The organism is Protaetiibacter larvae, assembly GCF_008365275.1.
GTDB lineage: Bacteria > Actinomycetota > Actinomycetes > Actinomycetales > Microbacteriaceae > Homoserinibacter > Homoserinibacter larvae.
The window spans coordinates 418,904-432,883 of record NZ_CP043504.1; the positions used below are offsets into that span (position 1 = coordinate 418,904).

General features: G+C 69.8%; 19 protein-coding genes and 1 tRNA gene. 4 read left to right on the top strand and 16 right to left on the bottom strand.

Annotated elements, in window-relative coordinates; all coding sequences use genetic code 11:
* Positions 1-45 precede the first annotated feature (45 nt).
* The 8 genes from FLP23_RS01960 to FLP23_RS12160 form a co-directional block, all read right to left on the bottom strand.
* A complete protein-coding gene (locus tag FLP23_RS01960; protein WP_149324324.1) occupies positions 46-1,473 on the bottom strand; it encodes a terminase large subunit domain-containing protein in 1,428 nt (475 codons plus the stop codon).
* Between the two features lie 382 nt (positions 1,474-1,855).
* On the bottom strand, positions 1,856-2,185 hold the full coding sequence (locus tag FLP23_RS01965) for a hypothetical protein (protein ID WP_149324325.1): 330 nt from the start codon (positions 2,183-2,185) through the stop codon (positions 1,856-1,858).
* 110 nt (positions 2,186-2,295) lie between these two features.
* A complete protein-coding gene (locus FLP23_RS01970; RefSeq protein ID WP_168200350.1) occupies positions 2,296-2,601 on the bottom strand; it encodes an HNH endonuclease in 306 nt (101 codons plus the stop codon).
* The gene (locus tag FLP23_RS01975; protein ID WP_149324327.1) at positions 2,598-2,957 is read right to left on the bottom strand and encodes a hypothetical protein; all 360 of its coding nucleotides are present in this window, start codon (positions 2,955-2,957) and stop codon (positions 2,598-2,600) included. The genes FLP23_RS01970 and FLP23_RS01975 overlap by 4 nt, the downstream gene beginning before the upstream one ends.
* Entirely contained in the window at positions 2,954-3,205 is a 252-nt protein-coding gene (locus tag FLP23_RS01980; protein ID WP_149324328.1) for a hypothetical protein, read from the bottom strand. Before FLP23_RS01980 ends, FLP23_RS01975 begins: the two co-directional genes overlap by 4 nt.
* On the bottom strand, positions 3,202-3,480 hold the full coding sequence (locus FLP23_RS01985; protein WP_149324329.1) for a hypothetical protein: 279 nt from the start codon (positions 3,478-3,480) through the stop codon (positions 3,202-3,204). The genes FLP23_RS01980 and FLP23_RS01985 overlap by 4 nt, the downstream gene beginning before the upstream one ends.
* Complete coding sequence (locus FLP23_RS01990; RefSeq protein ID WP_149324330.1) at positions 3,477-4,106, bottom strand: hypothetical protein; 630 nt, start codon at positions 4,104-4,106, stop codon at positions 3,477-3,479. Before FLP23_RS01990 ends, FLP23_RS01985 begins: the two co-directional genes overlap by 4 nt.
* A complete protein-coding gene (locus FLP23_RS12160; protein WP_168200351.1) occupies positions 4,103-4,249 on the bottom strand; it encodes a hypothetical protein in 147 nt (48 codons plus the stop codon). The genes FLP23_RS01990 and FLP23_RS12160 overlap by 4 nt, the downstream gene beginning before the upstream one ends.
* A gap of 296 nt (positions 4,250-4,545) precedes the next feature.
* Between FLP23_RS12160 and FLP23_RS12595 the strand changes: the two genes are divergently transcribed.
* Positions 4,546-4,791 carry a helix-turn-helix domain-containing protein gene (locus FLP23_RS12595; RefSeq protein ID WP_425468280.1) on the top strand — a complete coding sequence of 82 codons (246 nt, stop codon included), beginning with the start codon at positions 4,546-4,548 and terminating at the stop codon, positions 4,789-4,791.
* Here FLP23_RS12595 and FLP23_RS02000 read toward each other — a convergent pair.
* Positions 4,754-4,829 (bottom strand) — tRNA-Arg (locus FLP23_RS02000). The genes FLP23_RS12595 and FLP23_RS02000 overlap by 38 nt on opposite strands.
* A gap of 153 nt (positions 4,830-4,982) precedes the next feature.
* Here FLP23_RS02000 and FLP23_RS02005 point away from each other — a divergent pair.
* Genes FLP23_RS02005 through FLP23_RS02015 form a run of 3 tightly spaced genes read left to right on the top strand, consistent with a single transcriptional unit; the run spans position 4,983 to position 7,821 of the window.
* Positions 4,983-6,653 carry a purine-cytosine permease family protein gene (locus FLP23_RS02005; RefSeq protein ID WP_149324331.1) on the top strand — a complete coding sequence of 557 codons (1,671 nt, stop codon included), beginning with the start codon at positions 4,983-4,985 and terminating at the stop codon, positions 6,651-6,653.
* On the top strand, positions 6,653-7,216 hold the full coding sequence (locus FLP23_RS02010) for a helix-turn-helix domain-containing protein (RefSeq protein WP_149326144.1): 564 nt from the start codon (positions 6,653-6,655) through the stop codon (positions 7,214-7,216). The genes FLP23_RS02005 and FLP23_RS02010 overlap by 1 nt, the downstream gene beginning before the upstream one ends.
* Positions 7,213-7,821, top strand: a complete 609-nt coding sequence (locus FLP23_RS02015; RefSeq protein WP_149324332.1) for a TetR/AcrR family transcriptional regulator — start codon at positions 7,213-7,215, stop codon at positions 7,819-7,821. Before FLP23_RS02010 ends, FLP23_RS02015 begins: the two co-directional genes overlap by 4 nt.
* Here FLP23_RS02015 and FLP23_RS12165 read toward each other — a convergent pair.
* From FLP23_RS12165 to urtA, 7 genes are all read right to left on the bottom strand, one after another.
* Positions 7,772-8,134: a PDGLE domain-containing protein gene (locus tag FLP23_RS12165; protein ID WP_168200352.1), complete on the bottom strand. Its 363-nt coding sequence runs from the start codon at positions 8,132-8,134 to the stop codon at positions 7,772-7,774. The two genes, FLP23_RS02015 and FLP23_RS12165, sit on opposite strands and share 50 nt — an antisense overlap.
* On the bottom strand, positions 8,131-8,811 hold the full coding sequence (locus FLP23_RS02025; RefSeq protein WP_149324333.1) for an energy-coupling factor ABC transporter permease: 681 nt from the start codon (positions 8,809-8,811) through the stop codon (positions 8,131-8,133). Before FLP23_RS02025 ends, FLP23_RS12165 begins: the two co-directional genes overlap by 4 nt.
* A 33-nt stretch (positions 8,812-8,844) precedes the next feature.
* Positions 8,845-9,525, bottom strand: coding sequence for an urea ABC transporter ATP-binding subunit UrtE (gene urtE / locus FLP23_RS02030; protein WP_149324334.1), 681 nt, complete (start codon positions 9,523-9,525; stop codon positions 8,845-8,847).
* On the bottom strand, positions 9,525-10,307 hold the full coding sequence (locus FLP23_RS02035) for an ABC transporter ATP-binding protein (protein WP_149324335.1): 783 nt from the start codon (positions 10,305-10,307) through the stop codon (positions 9,525-9,527). The genes urtE and FLP23_RS02035 overlap by 1 nt, the downstream gene beginning before the upstream one ends.
* Complete coding sequence (gene urtC, locus FLP23_RS02040) at positions 10,304-11,371, bottom strand: urea ABC transporter permease subunit UrtC (RefSeq protein WP_149324336.1); 1,068 nt, start codon at positions 11,369-11,371, stop codon at positions 10,304-10,306. The genes FLP23_RS02035 and urtC overlap by 4 nt, the downstream gene beginning before the upstream one ends.
* Entirely contained in the window at positions 11,368-12,252 is an 885-nt protein-coding gene (urtB, locus tag FLP23_RS02045) for an urea ABC transporter permease subunit UrtB (protein ID WP_149324337.1), read from the bottom strand. The genes urtC and urtB overlap by 4 nt, the downstream gene beginning before the upstream one ends.
* Positions 12,253-12,349: 97 nt before the next feature.
* Positions 12,350-13,645 (bottom strand): urea ABC transporter substrate-binding protein, encoded by a 1,296-nt coding sequence (gene urtA / locus FLP23_RS02050; RefSeq protein WP_149324338.1) that lies wholly within the window; start codon positions 13,643-13,645, stop codon positions 12,350-12,352.
* Positions 13,646-13,980: the final 335 nt, after the last annotated feature.

The window sequence follows — 13,980 nt, forward strand, 5'->3', positions numbered from 1 at the left end:
CTTTGTTGTGTGTCCTGATTTCGGGCGTAGCGCTTATGGCGTGTCTCAGATGTGGATGTCGAAGGTGGTGGGCACGGTCTCGCGGTGGTCGTAGAGCCAGAGGCCGACGGCGGCCGCGACGAGGGCGGCGATGGGGCCGGTGGAGGCGGTGCGGGAGAAGCGGGTGACTTCGCCGACCTGCTTGAGCACCAGGTGCGCGATCGCGTTGGCGAGGGTGCGGGAGCCGTCGTGGATGAGCTCGGATTGGCGGGCGGCGGTGAGAAGCACGTCGCAGGCGGTCGAGAACGCCTTGCCGTCGGTGGTGGTGACGGCGTCGTCGCCGAGGAGGCGGCGCAGCTCGTCGGTGATGCGGCGGGTGTTGCCGCCGTCGTCGGCGCCGAGGACGGCCGGCTTCCAGTCGCGGTGGAGGCGGGCGAGCAGCTCGACCATCCACACGGTGCCGGGTGCCGAGTGGAGCACGCGGGTGGCGGGGTGGCCGTCCTCGGTGCGCCAGGTGGCCATGATGACGCCGGACTCGCCGTCGGCAGCGACGTCGTAGGTGATCGCGAGCTCGCGGCGCGACGGCGGGGTGGGAGTGCCGGTGAGGGCGGCCCAGTCCTCTGCGGAGAAGATCGGGTCGGCGGCCTCGACCCACACGTTGCAGAGGGCTCGCATCCGCTCGCCGTGCGACATCGACATGTCGACGAGGTCCTGCCCGGTGACGAGGTGGCCGACTGCGGGGTGGAACCGCTCGTAGGTGGCCGGGTCGTAGGGGTCGTCGCCGTCGGCCATGCCCCATTCGAAGTACGCGAGCCGGGGCCACGGGAGCGGGCGACCTGCCAGCTGCGCCTCGACGTTCGCGCGGCCGCGCTCGACCCACTTGCGCATGAAGACGCTCTCGGCGGTGCCGGCGGTCGAGATCATCCACACCTGACGGTTGCCGACGAGGTTCTGCTGCGCGGGGAACACGGCGCCCTCGAGCAGCGCGTCGCCGAGCATCTCGTCGTACTTCCAGATCTCGTCGAAGGTGACCAGCGGCGGCGTCTCGCCGTGGATCGCGTCGCGGGTCGGGGCGAACAGCTTGAGCGCCGAGCCGTTCGGGAAGCTGATGCCCTCGTCGCCGGCCGACCACCGGTAGTGGGCGAGCTCGTGCAGCGGCGACGCGGTCACCAGGTTCACGAGGTCCTCGAACCGCTTGCGGGCGTCCTTGCCCGACTGGGCGGTGTAGAAGCACCGGATGCCGGGTCTCGTGATGACGCGGTCCAGCTGCACCGGCCCGACGAGGGTGGTCTTGCCCGACTGCCGCGGGACGGTGACGAGCACGAGCTCGTAGTACAGGTGCCCGTTGCCGTCGAGCTCGGTGCCGACGTCGTAGACCTGCTGCTGCCAGGGCATGGGCGGCTTGCCGAGCGCCGCGGCGATCTTCGCGATGCGCGGCCCGTAGGTGCGCCGCGATGGGTCCCGCGGCGTCGCGTACTTCGCCGGCGCGCTCATGCCGCTGCCCGGGGCCATGAGCAGACGAGCTGCGGGACGTGCACCGGCGGCTCCTGACGTCCCCATCCCTGGGGCCGAGGTGCGCCGAGGTGCTTCCAGAGGTTCGCGTAGCTCGGGAACCGCCGGCCGCACGAGCATGGCCAGTCGTGCGGGACGAGGCATCCGAGCTGCCACGGCGACCACGGGTGCCAGACACTCCAGCGATTGCGATCGCGGCGGCCAGGGGGCGTCGGGGTGGGGCCGACGTAGCCGCGCCACCCCTCGCGATGGCAGAGCACGCAACGGACCCGCCCGGTAGCGGTCTCCTCGAACCGGTCGATTGGCACGGTGTCGGGGTGCCGCTCGAACTCGAGCACCAGGTGCTCGAGCTGGCGCCGACCGGTCACTGGTTGGCCTCGGCTTCGAGGGCGAGGAGGAAGCGGTTGAACCGGTCGGCGACGTCGGCCTCGAGCGGGGCGGGGAGCGCGAGCAGGGTGTCGCGGAGTTGGCCGGCGGCCATGGCAGCGGCGGAGGCCCGGCCGCTGTAGGTGCCGCGCTCGACGGCGTCGGCGAGCGTGAGCGCGAGCTGCGCCATGGCGGTGTGCCGGGGCCCGAGCAGACCGTCTGCCTCGAGGGCCGCGAGGGTGATGACGACGGCCTCGCGAAGGGGGCCGCGGAGCTCGCCGAGCTCGAGCCCGGGGAGGGTCGGCTGGTCTTCGGTCGGCTCGGTCATCGTCGTTCCGTTCTCGCGCGTTTTCCGGTTTTGTGTGGAGGGCTGAAAGAAAATGGACGGGGCTGCGCTGGGGTGTCCAGCACACCTCGAACTAGAGAATCGGTCGCGTCTCAGGGGACGGTGAAGTAGGCGAGGCCGGTCTCGATGACTGCGGTGCGGATGGGGATGCTGCGCTTGCCGCGGGCGTAGTTGCAGCGGCGGTGTGCGGGGCCGAGGTTGAGCAGGTTGTAGACGGCTCCGCCCTCGGCGATGGGGATGACGTGGTCGGCGCTGTTGGCACCCGGCAGGCCGCAGAGGTGGCAGGTGGTGCCGTACTCGGCGAGGGTCTTCGCGACCCACTGCTGCGCCTTCCTGCCGCCCCACTTCTCGGGTGAGGCGGCAGGGTCGGCGAGCAGGCCGGGGCCACGCTGGATCACGGACGGAATCCCTCCGTCGTCTCGCGGTAGTTCTCCTCGGCTTCGACCTGGGCGGCCAGCACGGCGGCGTCGACGAGCAGGGCGCGGCCGGCCTCGTTGGCTGCGAGCTCGGCCATGGTCTGGGCGCGCTGCTTCTGCGTCTCGACGGTGTACCGGTGGAGAGCGTTGGACATCGCGGCGAGCATGAAGGGCGTGCCGACCACGGTGCCGAGCTGCTCGCCCTCGTCGTCCAGGTCGACGGTGATCCGGTAGCCCGTGCTGTGCGCGGGCACGGTGATCTCGAGCGACCCGTGCACGTACGCGTCCGCGTCGAGCTCGAGCAGTTCGGCGACGAGCTGCGCCTCGAGGTCTTTCACGCTGCGGTCTCCTCGTCGCTCGAGGAGCGGCGCCAGCTGCGGGCGCCGGCTTCGTGGTCGCCGGGGTGGTGCACGGCGAGGCCGCAGACGAGCAGCTCGCCGGATGCGTTGCGGGTGGCTCCGCAGACCGTCGAGCTCTGCTTCGGGTGGGCCTCCTGGGCCTTGTCGTGGACTGCGGTGACGACCTTGTCGCGGGCGAGGGCGAAGTGCTCGCGCAGGGTCGGATTCTTGCTGGTGGTGCGGGTCATGGCCCGCCTCCTTCCTCGGACGCGAAGGTCCGTCTGGTGATGACCGTGACCAGGCGGTCGACGGCCGCGTCGGCCAGGCACTCTGCTACGGCGCGCTGGTCGGGGTCTTTGGCGTAGGCGCTGGTGAACGCCCAGGTGAGCTGGTAGCTCTCGCGCACGAGGGCGAGGCGGAGCGGGCTGTGCTCGTGGTGGCGGTCGGCTTCGCCTCGGAGCTGCTTCGCGAGGAAGTGCAGGCGGGCGGCGAGCTGCGGGCTCGTGAGCTCGGCGGCGCTCACCGGGTCACCGCGGTGGGGTGCAGGTGCCAACCCGGCTCGGCGACGCACCGAGCGCACAGCCCGTAGGACTGCGACGGCTGGAAGCGCCACGGCTGTCCACAGCCGCCCGCGCACGGCTCATCTCCACGCGCGCGTACGGGGGTAGCGCTGGGTAGATCTTTAGGAGTGTTCTTTAAGTCTTCTTCTGCTCCGCGATTTTCGGGGACGGTACGTCCGCGATTTTCGGGGACGGTAGCGGGCGCCGTGCCCGATTTTCGGGGACGGTCTGCGCGGGCCTGTGGATAAGCCGAGCCGCCGCCGAACAGGGCCGGATCGGACATGCCCGTCGGGTCGACGAGCTCCCAGTCGTCGGCCGTGAAGCGGCCACCCTTGCGTCGCGGCCGACGCACCAGATAGCCGGCCTTCTCGAGCTCGACGACGGCGGTCGAGATCGACGCGTAACCACCGTGACCGTCCCGCTCGAGCTGCGCGATCGAGACGTTGAACCCGTCCTCGAACGTCATGAGCAGGGCGAGCAGGCCTCGCGCCTTGAGGCTGAGCTCGCGATCGCGCATCCAGCTGTTCGGCAGCTGCGCAAACCCTCGCTCGAACGGCAGCAGGCGGCGGACGAGCCGCCCCTCGCTCACCGGGCACCCCACAGCAGGAAGGGCACCACGTACCCGACCACGCCGAGCTCGGACGCGATCGCGGTGCCGACCACCAGGAACAGTGCCTGTGCCCGCGTCACGACCGGCTCGGGTCGGTTGCGTCGGTACCGGGGCGCGCTCACGCTGCGCGTCCCTCGGCACGGCGGCGGCGGTCGTACTCCCGGCGAGCCGCGCGGTGACTATCGCGATAGCGGGCGTCATGCTCGGCCCGTGCGGCGCGGCGCTCCTCGGGCGTCATCGCCGCTCGCTTCTCCGCGATCAGCTGGCGGTTGCGCTCACGCCGACGCATCTCAGATTGGCTCGGTGTCCTCTTTTCGGGCATGGCGCCGAGTATCTACCACCGACACGCCGCGACACGTCATTGCGCGGCGTGTCGCGATTCTTTGTAACACGCCGCTAGAGTGTCCCCATGACCTTGATGAACGACACCTCGCTCGGGCTCGCGAAGCGGCTACGAGCTGCGCGGCTCCTCGTAGACCTCGAGCAGGCGGACATCGCCGTGCGGGTCGGCGTCGCGCGACAGACCGTCTCGAATTGGGAGCGGGGACTCACCGAGCCCAGCGCCACGCAGTTCGTGCGCTGGGCTCATGTGACCGGCCAGCCGCTGGAATGGCTCGCCGAGGGTGTGGTGCGCCCGGAGGGACTCGAACCCCCAACCTTCTGATCCGTAGTCAGATGCTCTATCCATTGAGCTACGGGCGCGCATCGACGCGAAGTCAACCTGACGACTATATCAGGGCTGCACGCGTGGTCGAGCACCGCCCCCGCGGGGCCTGCCCCCGAGCGATACCTCGCGGCAACACGCCCGAAACACCCGCCCGGCAGAATCGCGTCATCCGACACCGGGGGTGAACCTTGGGCAACGCTGGCGACGCGATCACCGCCGCGGAGGACAGCCTCGAGGACTACGCTTTCCGCTTCGTCCCGCGCAGCTTCCGCCGCTGGAGCGCGGGCGCCGTCGGCGCCACCGCGCTCGGCTCCATCGCGTTCCTCGCCGACTTCTCGATCGGCGCGAGCGTCGGGCTCGAGCACGGCACCGCGAACGCCGTGCTCGGGATCCTGCTGGCCTCCACGATCATCTTCGCGATCGGCCTGCCGGTGGCCTACTACGCGGCCCGCTACAACCTCGACCTCGACCTCATCGCCCGCGGCTCCGGATTCGGCTACCACGGCTCGATCATCACGACCGTCATCTTCGCGGGCTTCACCTGCATCTTCTTCGCCCTCGAGGGCGCGATCATGGCGCAAGGCCTCTATGCGGCGGCCGGCATCCCGCTTCCGGTCGGCTACGTCATCTCCACCATCGTCGTGATCCCCATCGTCGTGTTCGGGATGCGCGCGCTCGAACGTCTGCAGTCGTGGACGACACCGCTGTGGCTCGTGCTCGCCCTCTCGCCCCTGATCTGGCTCGTCTTCACCGAACCGGAGCTCGTCGGCGAGTTCCTGGTATTCCCGGGCGAGGGCGACGGCACGGTCTCCTTCAGCGCCGTGGTCGCGAGCGCCTCGGTGTGCTTCGCCCTCACCCCGCAGCTCGCGGAGCAGATCGACTACCTGCGGATGATGCCCCCGCGCACGCGGGCGAACCGCACCATCTGGGGCGTCTCCTTCGTGTTCTCCGGCCCCGGCTGGGTGATCTTCAGCGGCCTCAAGCAGGTGCTGGGGGTGTTCCTCGCGGTCTACCTCATCGTCAAGATCGACCCGACGCTCGGCACCCGCGCCGTCGAGCCGGTGCGGCAGTTCCTCGGGATGTACCAGGCGCTCATCCCCGACTGGGTGGCCCTCATCCTGGCCCTCGTGCTCATCGTGCTCGCCCAGGTGAAGATCAACGTGACCAACGCCTACTCGGGCTCACTCGCCTGGTCGAACGTCTACACGCGGATCACCCGACGCTACGTGCGCCGCAGCGCCTTCGTCGTGTTCAACCTCGCGATCGCCCTCACCCTCATGCTGCTCGACGTGTTCAGCCTCATCTCCTTCGTGCTGAGCCTCTACGCGAACGTCGTGATGGCCTGGCTCGTCACCATCTCGAGCGACATCGTCGTCAACAAGCTCCTGCTGCGGATTTCGCCGCGGTTCCCGGAGTTCCGGCGCGGGATGCTGCACGACTGGAACCCGGTCGGCCTCGTCTCGGTCACGCTCGCCTCCCTGCTCTCCCTCGCGGCGTTCGCGGGGCTGTTCGGGGAGACGCTGCGTCCCTACTCGGTGCTCATCGCGATCGTCGTCGCCTTCGTCACCACGCCGGTGGTCGCGCTCGCCACCCGGGGTCGCTACTACCTGCGGCGCCAGGACGACGGCATCCCGATCCCCCTGCTCGACGACGACGGCAACCCCACGGCCGACAAACTCCGCTGCCATGTCACCGGCTTCACCTTCGAACGCCCGGATATGCTGGTCTCGGCAGAACCCGGGCCGAACGGCGAGGTGCAGTTTGTTTCATCACTGGCGCTGACCCTCGACGAGACCGGCCGCTACGTGCTGCCGCCTGATCGCCTCAACGGTGAGGCGAGCCGGACAGCAGGGACATGATGGACGAGTCAGTCGACACCGACGCCGCGATCCTCGCGAGCGCGGCCGCGCTGCTGCGCGAGAGCACCTTCGAAGACATCACCTACGCCGACATCGCCGAGCACTCCGGCGTCTCGGAGCGCACCATCTACCGCTACTTCCCCACCCGATCGCATCTGCTCGAGTCGCTCGCGCGCTGGATCGAGCGCGAACGCCTCCCCGAGTCCGACTTCACGACGATCCCCGAGTTCATCGCGACCGTGCATCAACGGTTCCGGGCGTTCGACGCGGCCCCCGCCTTCGCCTTCGTGCTGGCCCGCGCCGCCTCGGTCTCCCCCACCCTCGACAACCCGAGCTCGCCGCTCGCCGACTCGATCGAGCGGATGCTGCGCTCGGTGGCGCCGACGCTCAACGCGCGCGATCTGCGCCGCACGACAGCCGCACTGCGCTACTTCGGGTCGGCGATGTTCTGGGCCCGGATGCGCAGCGGCCTCGACGGTTCAGCGGCGCAGACCAGCGAGGTCTTCGAGCGGACGGTGCGCACCCTGCTGACGAGCCTCCCCTCGGAGGCGTGGGCGGCGTGAGCCGTCACCCCGAGCCGACGGGTGAGCCGGTCGCGGCGGTCACCCGGACGCAGGAGGGGATCCTCTCCACCTACTGCGAGCTCATCGAGGAGCTCGGCACCGACGACGTCCCCTACCGGGTGATCGCCCTCCGCGCCGGCGTGAGCGAGCGCACCGTGTTCCGCAACTTCCCGGCCCGCGTGCACCTGCTGCTGGCCGCGGCCGACTGGATCGAGCGCACGGTGTTCGCGGGGGTCGAGCCGGAGTCGATCTTCGACGTGCCCCTCGCGATCCGGGAGGCCATGGAGGCCTACGACCGCCGCTCCGAGCTCGCGCATGTCGTGGCCGAGGCGGCGATGCGCGGCGGAAGCGGCGCGGCCCCGGCGCGGCGCGCGCCGGGGTTCGACCGGCTGCTGCGGCTCGAGGTGCCGTCGCTGACGGCCGAGGAACGGTGGGCGCTCGTCGCCGCCCTCACCCATCTCGACTCGCCCGGCACCTGGGTCACGATGCGGCGGGAGCTCGGGATGAGCGGTCGCGATATCGCGGACGCCGCGATGTGGGCGGCCGAGGCCCTGCTCAATCCGATCCGGAATCGGAGCTCGGCCGAGCCGCCGCCCGCGCGATGACCGCGAGCGCCAGGTAGAGCATCCCGAACACGGCGCCGACCCCGACGACGCCGACGAGCAGCGGGCCGAGCAACTGGCCGAGCAGTCCGGCATCCGCCCCGAACGCGGCGACCGCGTAGCCCGCGAGCGGTCCGGACGCCAGGGGGTGCTCCGTCGCACTGTCCGCGAACCCGGTCGCGGCCGCGACGTGCATGAGCCCGTCCGGCAGCGGCGATGCCGCCGCGCGCAGCAGCCCCGCGACGAGCAGCGACAGCGCCAGCGCGACCACGACGAACGCGGTGGTGGTGCGGCGACGCACCCCGACGGCGGTCATGCCGCCACCGCCGAGCCCGCACCGCCGCGCCGCGGCACGTAGCCGCGCACGAGTTCGGGCCGCGCGGCGAGCACCGCGGCGACCGCACCGCCGGTGATGACCGCCTCGCCGACCCCGATCAGCAGATGCCAGCCGAACATCTCGCGGAAGACCGCACCGACGTCGACGTGGGCGTGCGCGCCGACGGCGAACAGGCCGACGAAGGCGAGCGCCGCGGCGGGGACCGACACCAGACCGGCCACCGCGCTCGCGAGGGCGACATGCCTCCGCGTGTCGGGGAGCACCCGCTTCAGGCCGGCGAAGGCGCCCCAGGCGGCGAGCACCGCGACGATCCCCATGAGGGTGATGTTGGTCCCGAGCGCCGTCACTCCGCCGTCCGCGAAGACGAGCGCCTGCACAAGCAGCACGGCGCTCAGCACGAGGCAGGCGGTGGCGGGGCCGAGGAGGGTCACGGCGAGCGCGGCCCCGATGAGGTGACCGCTCGTCCCCGCGCCGACCGGGAAGTTCATCAGCTGCCCCGCGAAGATCGCCGCACCGGTCACCGCGACGACCGCGGGCGACCGCTCGACCGTGAGCTCGCGCGCGGCATGACGCGCGGCGATCACCACCCCCGCCGCCGCGACGACGCCCGTCGCGAGGGAGATGTGGTCGACGAGGAAGCCGTCAGGTACATGCATCGTGGTGCCCTTTCGATTGCGCGGAGTCGGTCATCAGATCGCCATCGCCCCGCGGACCGCGTCGACGGCATCCGCGCCGCCGTCCCCGGTCATCGTGATGCGACCCGACTGCAGCACGTAGTAGCTGTGCGTCGACCGCAGGGCGAACCCGACGTGCTGCTCCACGAGCAGCACCGAGAGGTCGCTGCGGCGGGTGAGGTCGATGATCACGCGCTCGATGTCGGCCACGATGTTCGGCTGGATGCCCTCGGTCGGCTCGTCGAGCACGAGGAGCCTCGGCTTGGTGAGCAGGGTGCGCGCGATCGCGAGCTGTTGACGCTGCCCGCCCGAGAGCAGGCCCGCGCGGCGCCCGAGCAGCTCCTTGAGCACGGGGAACAGCTCGAACACCTCGTCGATGTCGGAGGGGCGCTTCGCCACGAGCCGCAGATTCTCGAGCGTCGTCATCTGCGGGAACGACACCTGCCCCTGGGGCACATAGCCGAGCCCGCGCCTCACGCGCTTCGACGGCGGCAGCCTGGTGACGTCCTCGCCGTCGATGAGCACCCGCCCGCTCATGACCGGCAGCAGCCCGGTGGCGACGCGCAGCAGCGTCGACTTGCCGGCGCCGTTGTGACCCATGACGGACACCGCCCGCCCGGTGGGCACCTCGATGCTGACGTCGTGCAGGACGCGGGTGCGCCCGTATCCGGCCGTGACCCCCTGGAGCTCGAGCATCAGCGTCCCTCGCCTTCGACGACGGCATCCGCGGCGGTGCCGAGGTAGACCTCCTGCACGCGGGCGTCCGCCTGCACCTGTTCCACGGTCCCCGCGGTGAGCAGCTTCCCGGCGTGCATGACCGTCACCCACTCGGCGAAGCTGCGGACGAAGTCCATGTCGTGCTCGATGACGATGATCGTGCGATCCCCGCCGATGCGCCGCAGCAGCTCCCCCGTCTCCTCGCGCTCGTCGGCGTTCATCCCGGCGACCGGCTCGTCGAGGAACATCACCTTCGCGTCCTGCACGAGCAGCATGCCGATCTCGAGCCACTGCTTCTGACCGTGGGCGAGGATGCCGGCCGGCTTGTCGCGGACGGCGCCCAGTCCGATGGTCTCCAAGGCCGCCTCCACGTAGTCGGGCACCCCGCGCCGCGCGAACGGCAAGCGCCACGCACGGCGGCGCAGTCCCCCGGCGATGTCGAGGTTCTGCAGCACGCTCAGCTCGTCGAAGACCGTCGCGGTCTGGAAGGTGCGGCCCACCTCCGCGCGGATGATCTTGTTCGTCTTCATCGCGAGCAGATCCATGCCGCGGTAGATCGCGGAGCCGGTCGCGGGGACGAGTCCGGTGAGTGCGTCGACGAGCGTCGTCTTGCCGGCGCCGTTCGGTCCGATCAGGAAGTGGATCTGCCCCTTGAGCATGAGCAGACTGACGTCGTCGACCGCCCGGAAGCCGTCGAACTCGACGGTCAGGTTCGTGATCTGCACCGAGGTCTCGGTGTCGGGCTGCAGCGGCTCGGTCATGCCGGGATCCTCTCCTGCGCCTTCACGCCCGGCAGGGCGCCGCGCACCCGGGCGAACAGCGACGACAGGCCCTTCGGCAGGAAGAGCGTCACCAGGATGAACAGCAGGCCGAGGATGTACACCCACGCCTCCGGGAGGCTCGACGCGACGCTCGACTGGCCCCAGCCGATCGCCATCGCCCCCAGCACGGGGCCGAAGAGCGAGGCGCGACCGCCGAGGGCCACGCCGGCGATCATGAGGATGGACGCCGCGGCGCCGATCTCCTGCGGGGTGATGATGCCGACGATCGGCACGAACAGCGCCCCGCCGATGCTCGCCATCACCGCGGCGATCACGTAGGCGACGAGCTTGACGTTCGCCGAGTCGTAGCCGAGGAAGCGCACCCGCTCCTCGGCGTCGCGCGTGGCCAGCAGCAGCTCCCCGAATCGGCTGCGATGCAGCTGCCAGACGAGGAGCATGCAGAGGATGAGCGCCGAGGCGGCGATCAGGTAGAGCATGACCTTGTTGGCGGGGTCGTTGAGGAGATAGCCGAAGAACGACTTGAAGTTGCTGAGCCCGGTGTCGCCGCCCGTCTCGCGGATGGTGGAGCTGACGAGCGTCGCCAAGGCGACGGCGAGGGCCTGGGAGAGGATCGCGAAGTAGGCGCCCTTGACCCGGCGCTTGAAGAGCGCGAAGCCGAGCACGGTGGCGGCGATCACCGGCAGCAGCACGATCGCGAGGAGCGCGAAGCCGCCGTTGCGGAACGGCTCCCAGAACGCCGGGAGCGGCGCGAGGGGGTCGTACAGGATCATGAACGTCGGGATCTTGCCGGGCCCCGCCGTCTCGAGGGTCAGGTACATCGCCATCGCGTAGGCGCCCAGGCCGAAGAACACCCCCTGCCCCATGACGAGCATCCCGCCCCGGCCCCAGGCCAGGCCGATGCCGACCGCGACGATCGCGTAGCAGCAGTACTTGCCGAGGTTGTTGATCCAGTGCAGGGAGAGCAGGTTGGGCGCGACCACGAGGAGCAGGACCGCGAAGACCCCGATCCCGATGAGCGAGAACCACGGTCTGAGCTTCGTCATGTCAACCCCCGGGTGCGGATGGTGAAGAGCCCTTGCGGGCGCAACTGCAGGAAGACCACGAGGAGCGCGAAGACGAGCACCTGCGCGAGGCTGCCGGTCGTCCAGTCGGCGAAGAACGCCATCGCGACGCCGACCGCCCACGCGGCGAGCACGGCGCCCTTGATCTGTCCGATGCCGCCGGCCACCACCACGAGGAAGGCCGGGATGATGTACTGCGCGCCCATCTGGGAGTTCGTGCCGCCGATGAGCGAGGCGGCGACGCCCGCGACTCCGGCGAGCCCCGAGCCGACGAAGAAGGTGATGCGGTCGACGGTGCGGGTCGAGATGCCGGAGGTCTCGGCGAGGTCGCGGTTCTGCACCGTCGCGCGGATCCGGCGACCGAAGGCGGTGTACTTGAGCCAGGCGGCGAGGGCGGCCACGCACACCGCGGCGAGCACGATGGTGAACACCTGCCGCAGCGGCCAGCCGTAGCCGAACACGTCGAGCTGCCCTTCCAGCCAGCCGGGCTTCTGCACCGGCACGCCCTGGGAGGGGAAGATCTGCAGCGCCGCCTGCTGCAGGATGAGGCTCACGCCGACGGTCGCCAGCAGGGTGTCGAGGGGCCTTCGATACATCCAGCGGATGATGGTGGCCTCGAGCACCAGGCCGAGCAGCCCGGCCACGAGGAAGGCGAGCGGCAGCGCGACGGGAATCGAGATGTCGGTCGAGGTGATGACGAGTTGCGTCAGGTAGGCGACGAAGGCGCCGGCCATGAGGAACTCGCCGTGCGCCATGTTGATGACCCCCATCTGACCGAAGGTCAGCGAGAGGCCGAGCGCCGCCAGCAGCAGCAGCGCGCCCTGCGCGGTGCCGTTGAGCAGTGGCGGGATGAATGCGTCCACGGTGCTGTCGCTCTCTGCGGGAGGGATCGGGTGGAGGTTCGGGGGCGGGCTCCCGTACCGGCCTGCGGTACGGGAGCCCGCCCTGTGCGAGGCTGGGTCAGCCCGCGGCGGCGACGAGCGCGTCGCGGACGTCGGCCGGGAACCAGCTGTAGTTCTCGAGGTACGGGTCGGGGTCGATGAAGCCGTCCGACTCCCAGACGATGTCGAACTGGTTGTCGGCGTTGATCTTGCCGATGTGACCCGGCTTGGAGATGTGATGGTTGTCCCCGTCGAGGGTCACCACGCCCTCCGGCGCGTCGACCGTGATCCCGCCGGCCTTCGCCGCGGCGTTCACGGCGTCGACGTCGAAGGATCCGGCCTTCTCGACGAGCGCCTTGTACAGGTACAGCGAGATGTACGCGGCCTCCATCGGGTCGGAGGTGACGCCGCTGCTGCCCGGGTAGGCCTTCCACCGCTCGATGAACGAGGGGTTGTTGGGGGTCTCGAGCGACTGGAAGTAGTTCCACGAGGCGTAGTTGCCCGTGACCTCGTGGCCCATGGCGGGCGCCTCCTCCTCGGCGATCGACACCGAGATGATCGGCGTCGTCTCGGGGCTGAGGCCGGCGTCGTAGTAGGCCTTGATGAAGCCGACGTTCGAGGAGCCGTTGATCGTGTTGAAGATGAAGTCGGGCTTCGCCTCCACGATCTTCGCCACCTGCGTGGTCCAGTCGTCCTTGTCGAGCGGCACGTACTCCTCGCCGACGATCTCGATGCCGAGCTCGGCGGCGTACAGCTTGATGATCGCGTTCGCGGTGCGCGGGAAGACGTAGTCGGATCCGGCCAGGAACAGCGTCTTCACTCCCTGGGAGGCGAGGAAGTCCATCGCCGGGATGATCTGCTGGTTGGTCGTCGCACCCGTGTAGTAGATGTTGGGCGACGCCTCGAGGCCCTCGTACTGCACGGGGTAGAAGAACAGGCCGTTGTGCTCCTCGACGACCGGCTTGACGGCCTTGCGGGAGGAGGAGGTCCAGCCGCCGAAGATGGCCGCGACGCAGTCCTGGGTGAGCAGCTTCTCGGTCTTCTCGGCGAAGGTCGGCCAGTCGGTGGCGCCGTCCTCCTGGATGTAGTCGATCTGCTTGCCGAGGATGCCGCCGTCGGCGTTGATCTCGTCCGCGGCCATGTGCAGCACGTTGGAGACCGTCTTCTCGGAGATCGCCATGCCGCCGGTGAGCGAGTTGAGGAAGCCCAGCTTGATGCTGTCGCCCGAGGTGTCGACGCAGCTCTCGGACGAGACGGGTGCGGCCTTCTCGTCGCCGACCTGCGCGCCGCAGCCGGAGAGGAGGAGGGCGGCGCTCGCGGTGAGCGCGCCTGCCGTGACGAGCGCCTGGGGGCGCCGTCTACGCGTGATGATCATGCAGTACTCCGTTCGATGTGTGGGACGGCCGCCGGGCACGCCCACGCGCGCCGAGTTCGGCGCGCGACGACGACGTCCGCTCGGATGGATCGACTGACCCGGTGACCGCTGGTGAAGGGTTGCTCGTGATGCGACGGCAGAACTACGCCGACTGCTGCAGTGCTCTCACCATGGAGCCGCGGCATTACACTGCCATTTCTCTCGCATGTCGAGTTTGTTAACGATTCCGAGGCAGTCGCCCTGAGTCCCTTGCAAATACAGGGTAGTTGCGCGAATCGCTCCTCATGGGCGGATTTCCGGGCACGAGAGATGTGTCACACTCCTGACATCGCCCG

What these genes read in the sequence shown, in the direction of transcription:
- FLP23_RS01965 (WP_149324325.1), bottom strand. Translation starts at nt 2,185, where the DNA reads ATGACCGAGCCGACCGAAGACCAGCCGACCCTCCCCGGGCTCGAGCTC.
- urtA (WP_149324338.1), bottom strand. Translation starts at nt 13,645, where the DNA reads ATGATCATCACGCGTAGACGGCGCCCCCAGGCGCTCGTCACGGCAGGC.
- FLP23_RS01980 (WP_149324328.1), bottom strand. Translation starts at nt 3,205, where the DNA reads ATGACCCGCACCACCAGCAAGAATCCGACCCTGCGCGAGCACTTCGCC.
- FLP23_RS01960 (WP_149324324.1), bottom strand. Translation starts at nt 1,473, where the DNA reads ATGAGCGCGCCGGCGAAGTACGCGACGCCGCGGGACCCATCGCGGCGC.
- FLP23_RS02010 (WP_149326144.1), top strand. Translation starts at nt 6,653, where the DNA reads ATGGACGAGTCAGTCGACACCGACGCCGCGATCCTCGCGAGCGCGGCC.
- urtE (WP_149324334.1), bottom strand. Translation starts at nt 9,525, where the DNA reads ATGCTCGAGCTCCAGGGGGTCACGGCCGGATACGGGCGCACCCGCGTC.
- FLP23_RS02035 (WP_149324335.1), bottom strand. Translation starts at nt 10,307, where the DNA reads ATGACCGAGCCGCTGCAGCCCGACACCGAGACCTCGGTGCAGATCACG.
- FLP23_RS12595 (WP_425468280.1), top strand. Translation starts at nt 4,546, where the DNA reads ATGAACGACACCTCGCTCGGGCTCGCGAAGCGGCTACGAGCTGCGCGG.
- FLP23_RS02025 (WP_149324333.1), bottom strand. Translation starts at nt 8,811, where the DNA reads ATGCATGTACCTGACGGCTTCCTCGTCGACCACATCTCCCTCGCGACG.
- urtC (WP_149324336.1), bottom strand. Translation starts at nt 11,371, where the DNA reads ATGACGAAGCTCAGACCGTGGTTCTCGCTCATCGGGATCGGGGTCTTC.
- FLP23_RS12165 (WP_168200352.1), bottom strand. Translation starts at nt 8,134, where the DNA reads ATGACCGCCGTCGGGGTGCGTCGCCGCACCACCACCGCGTTCGTCGTG.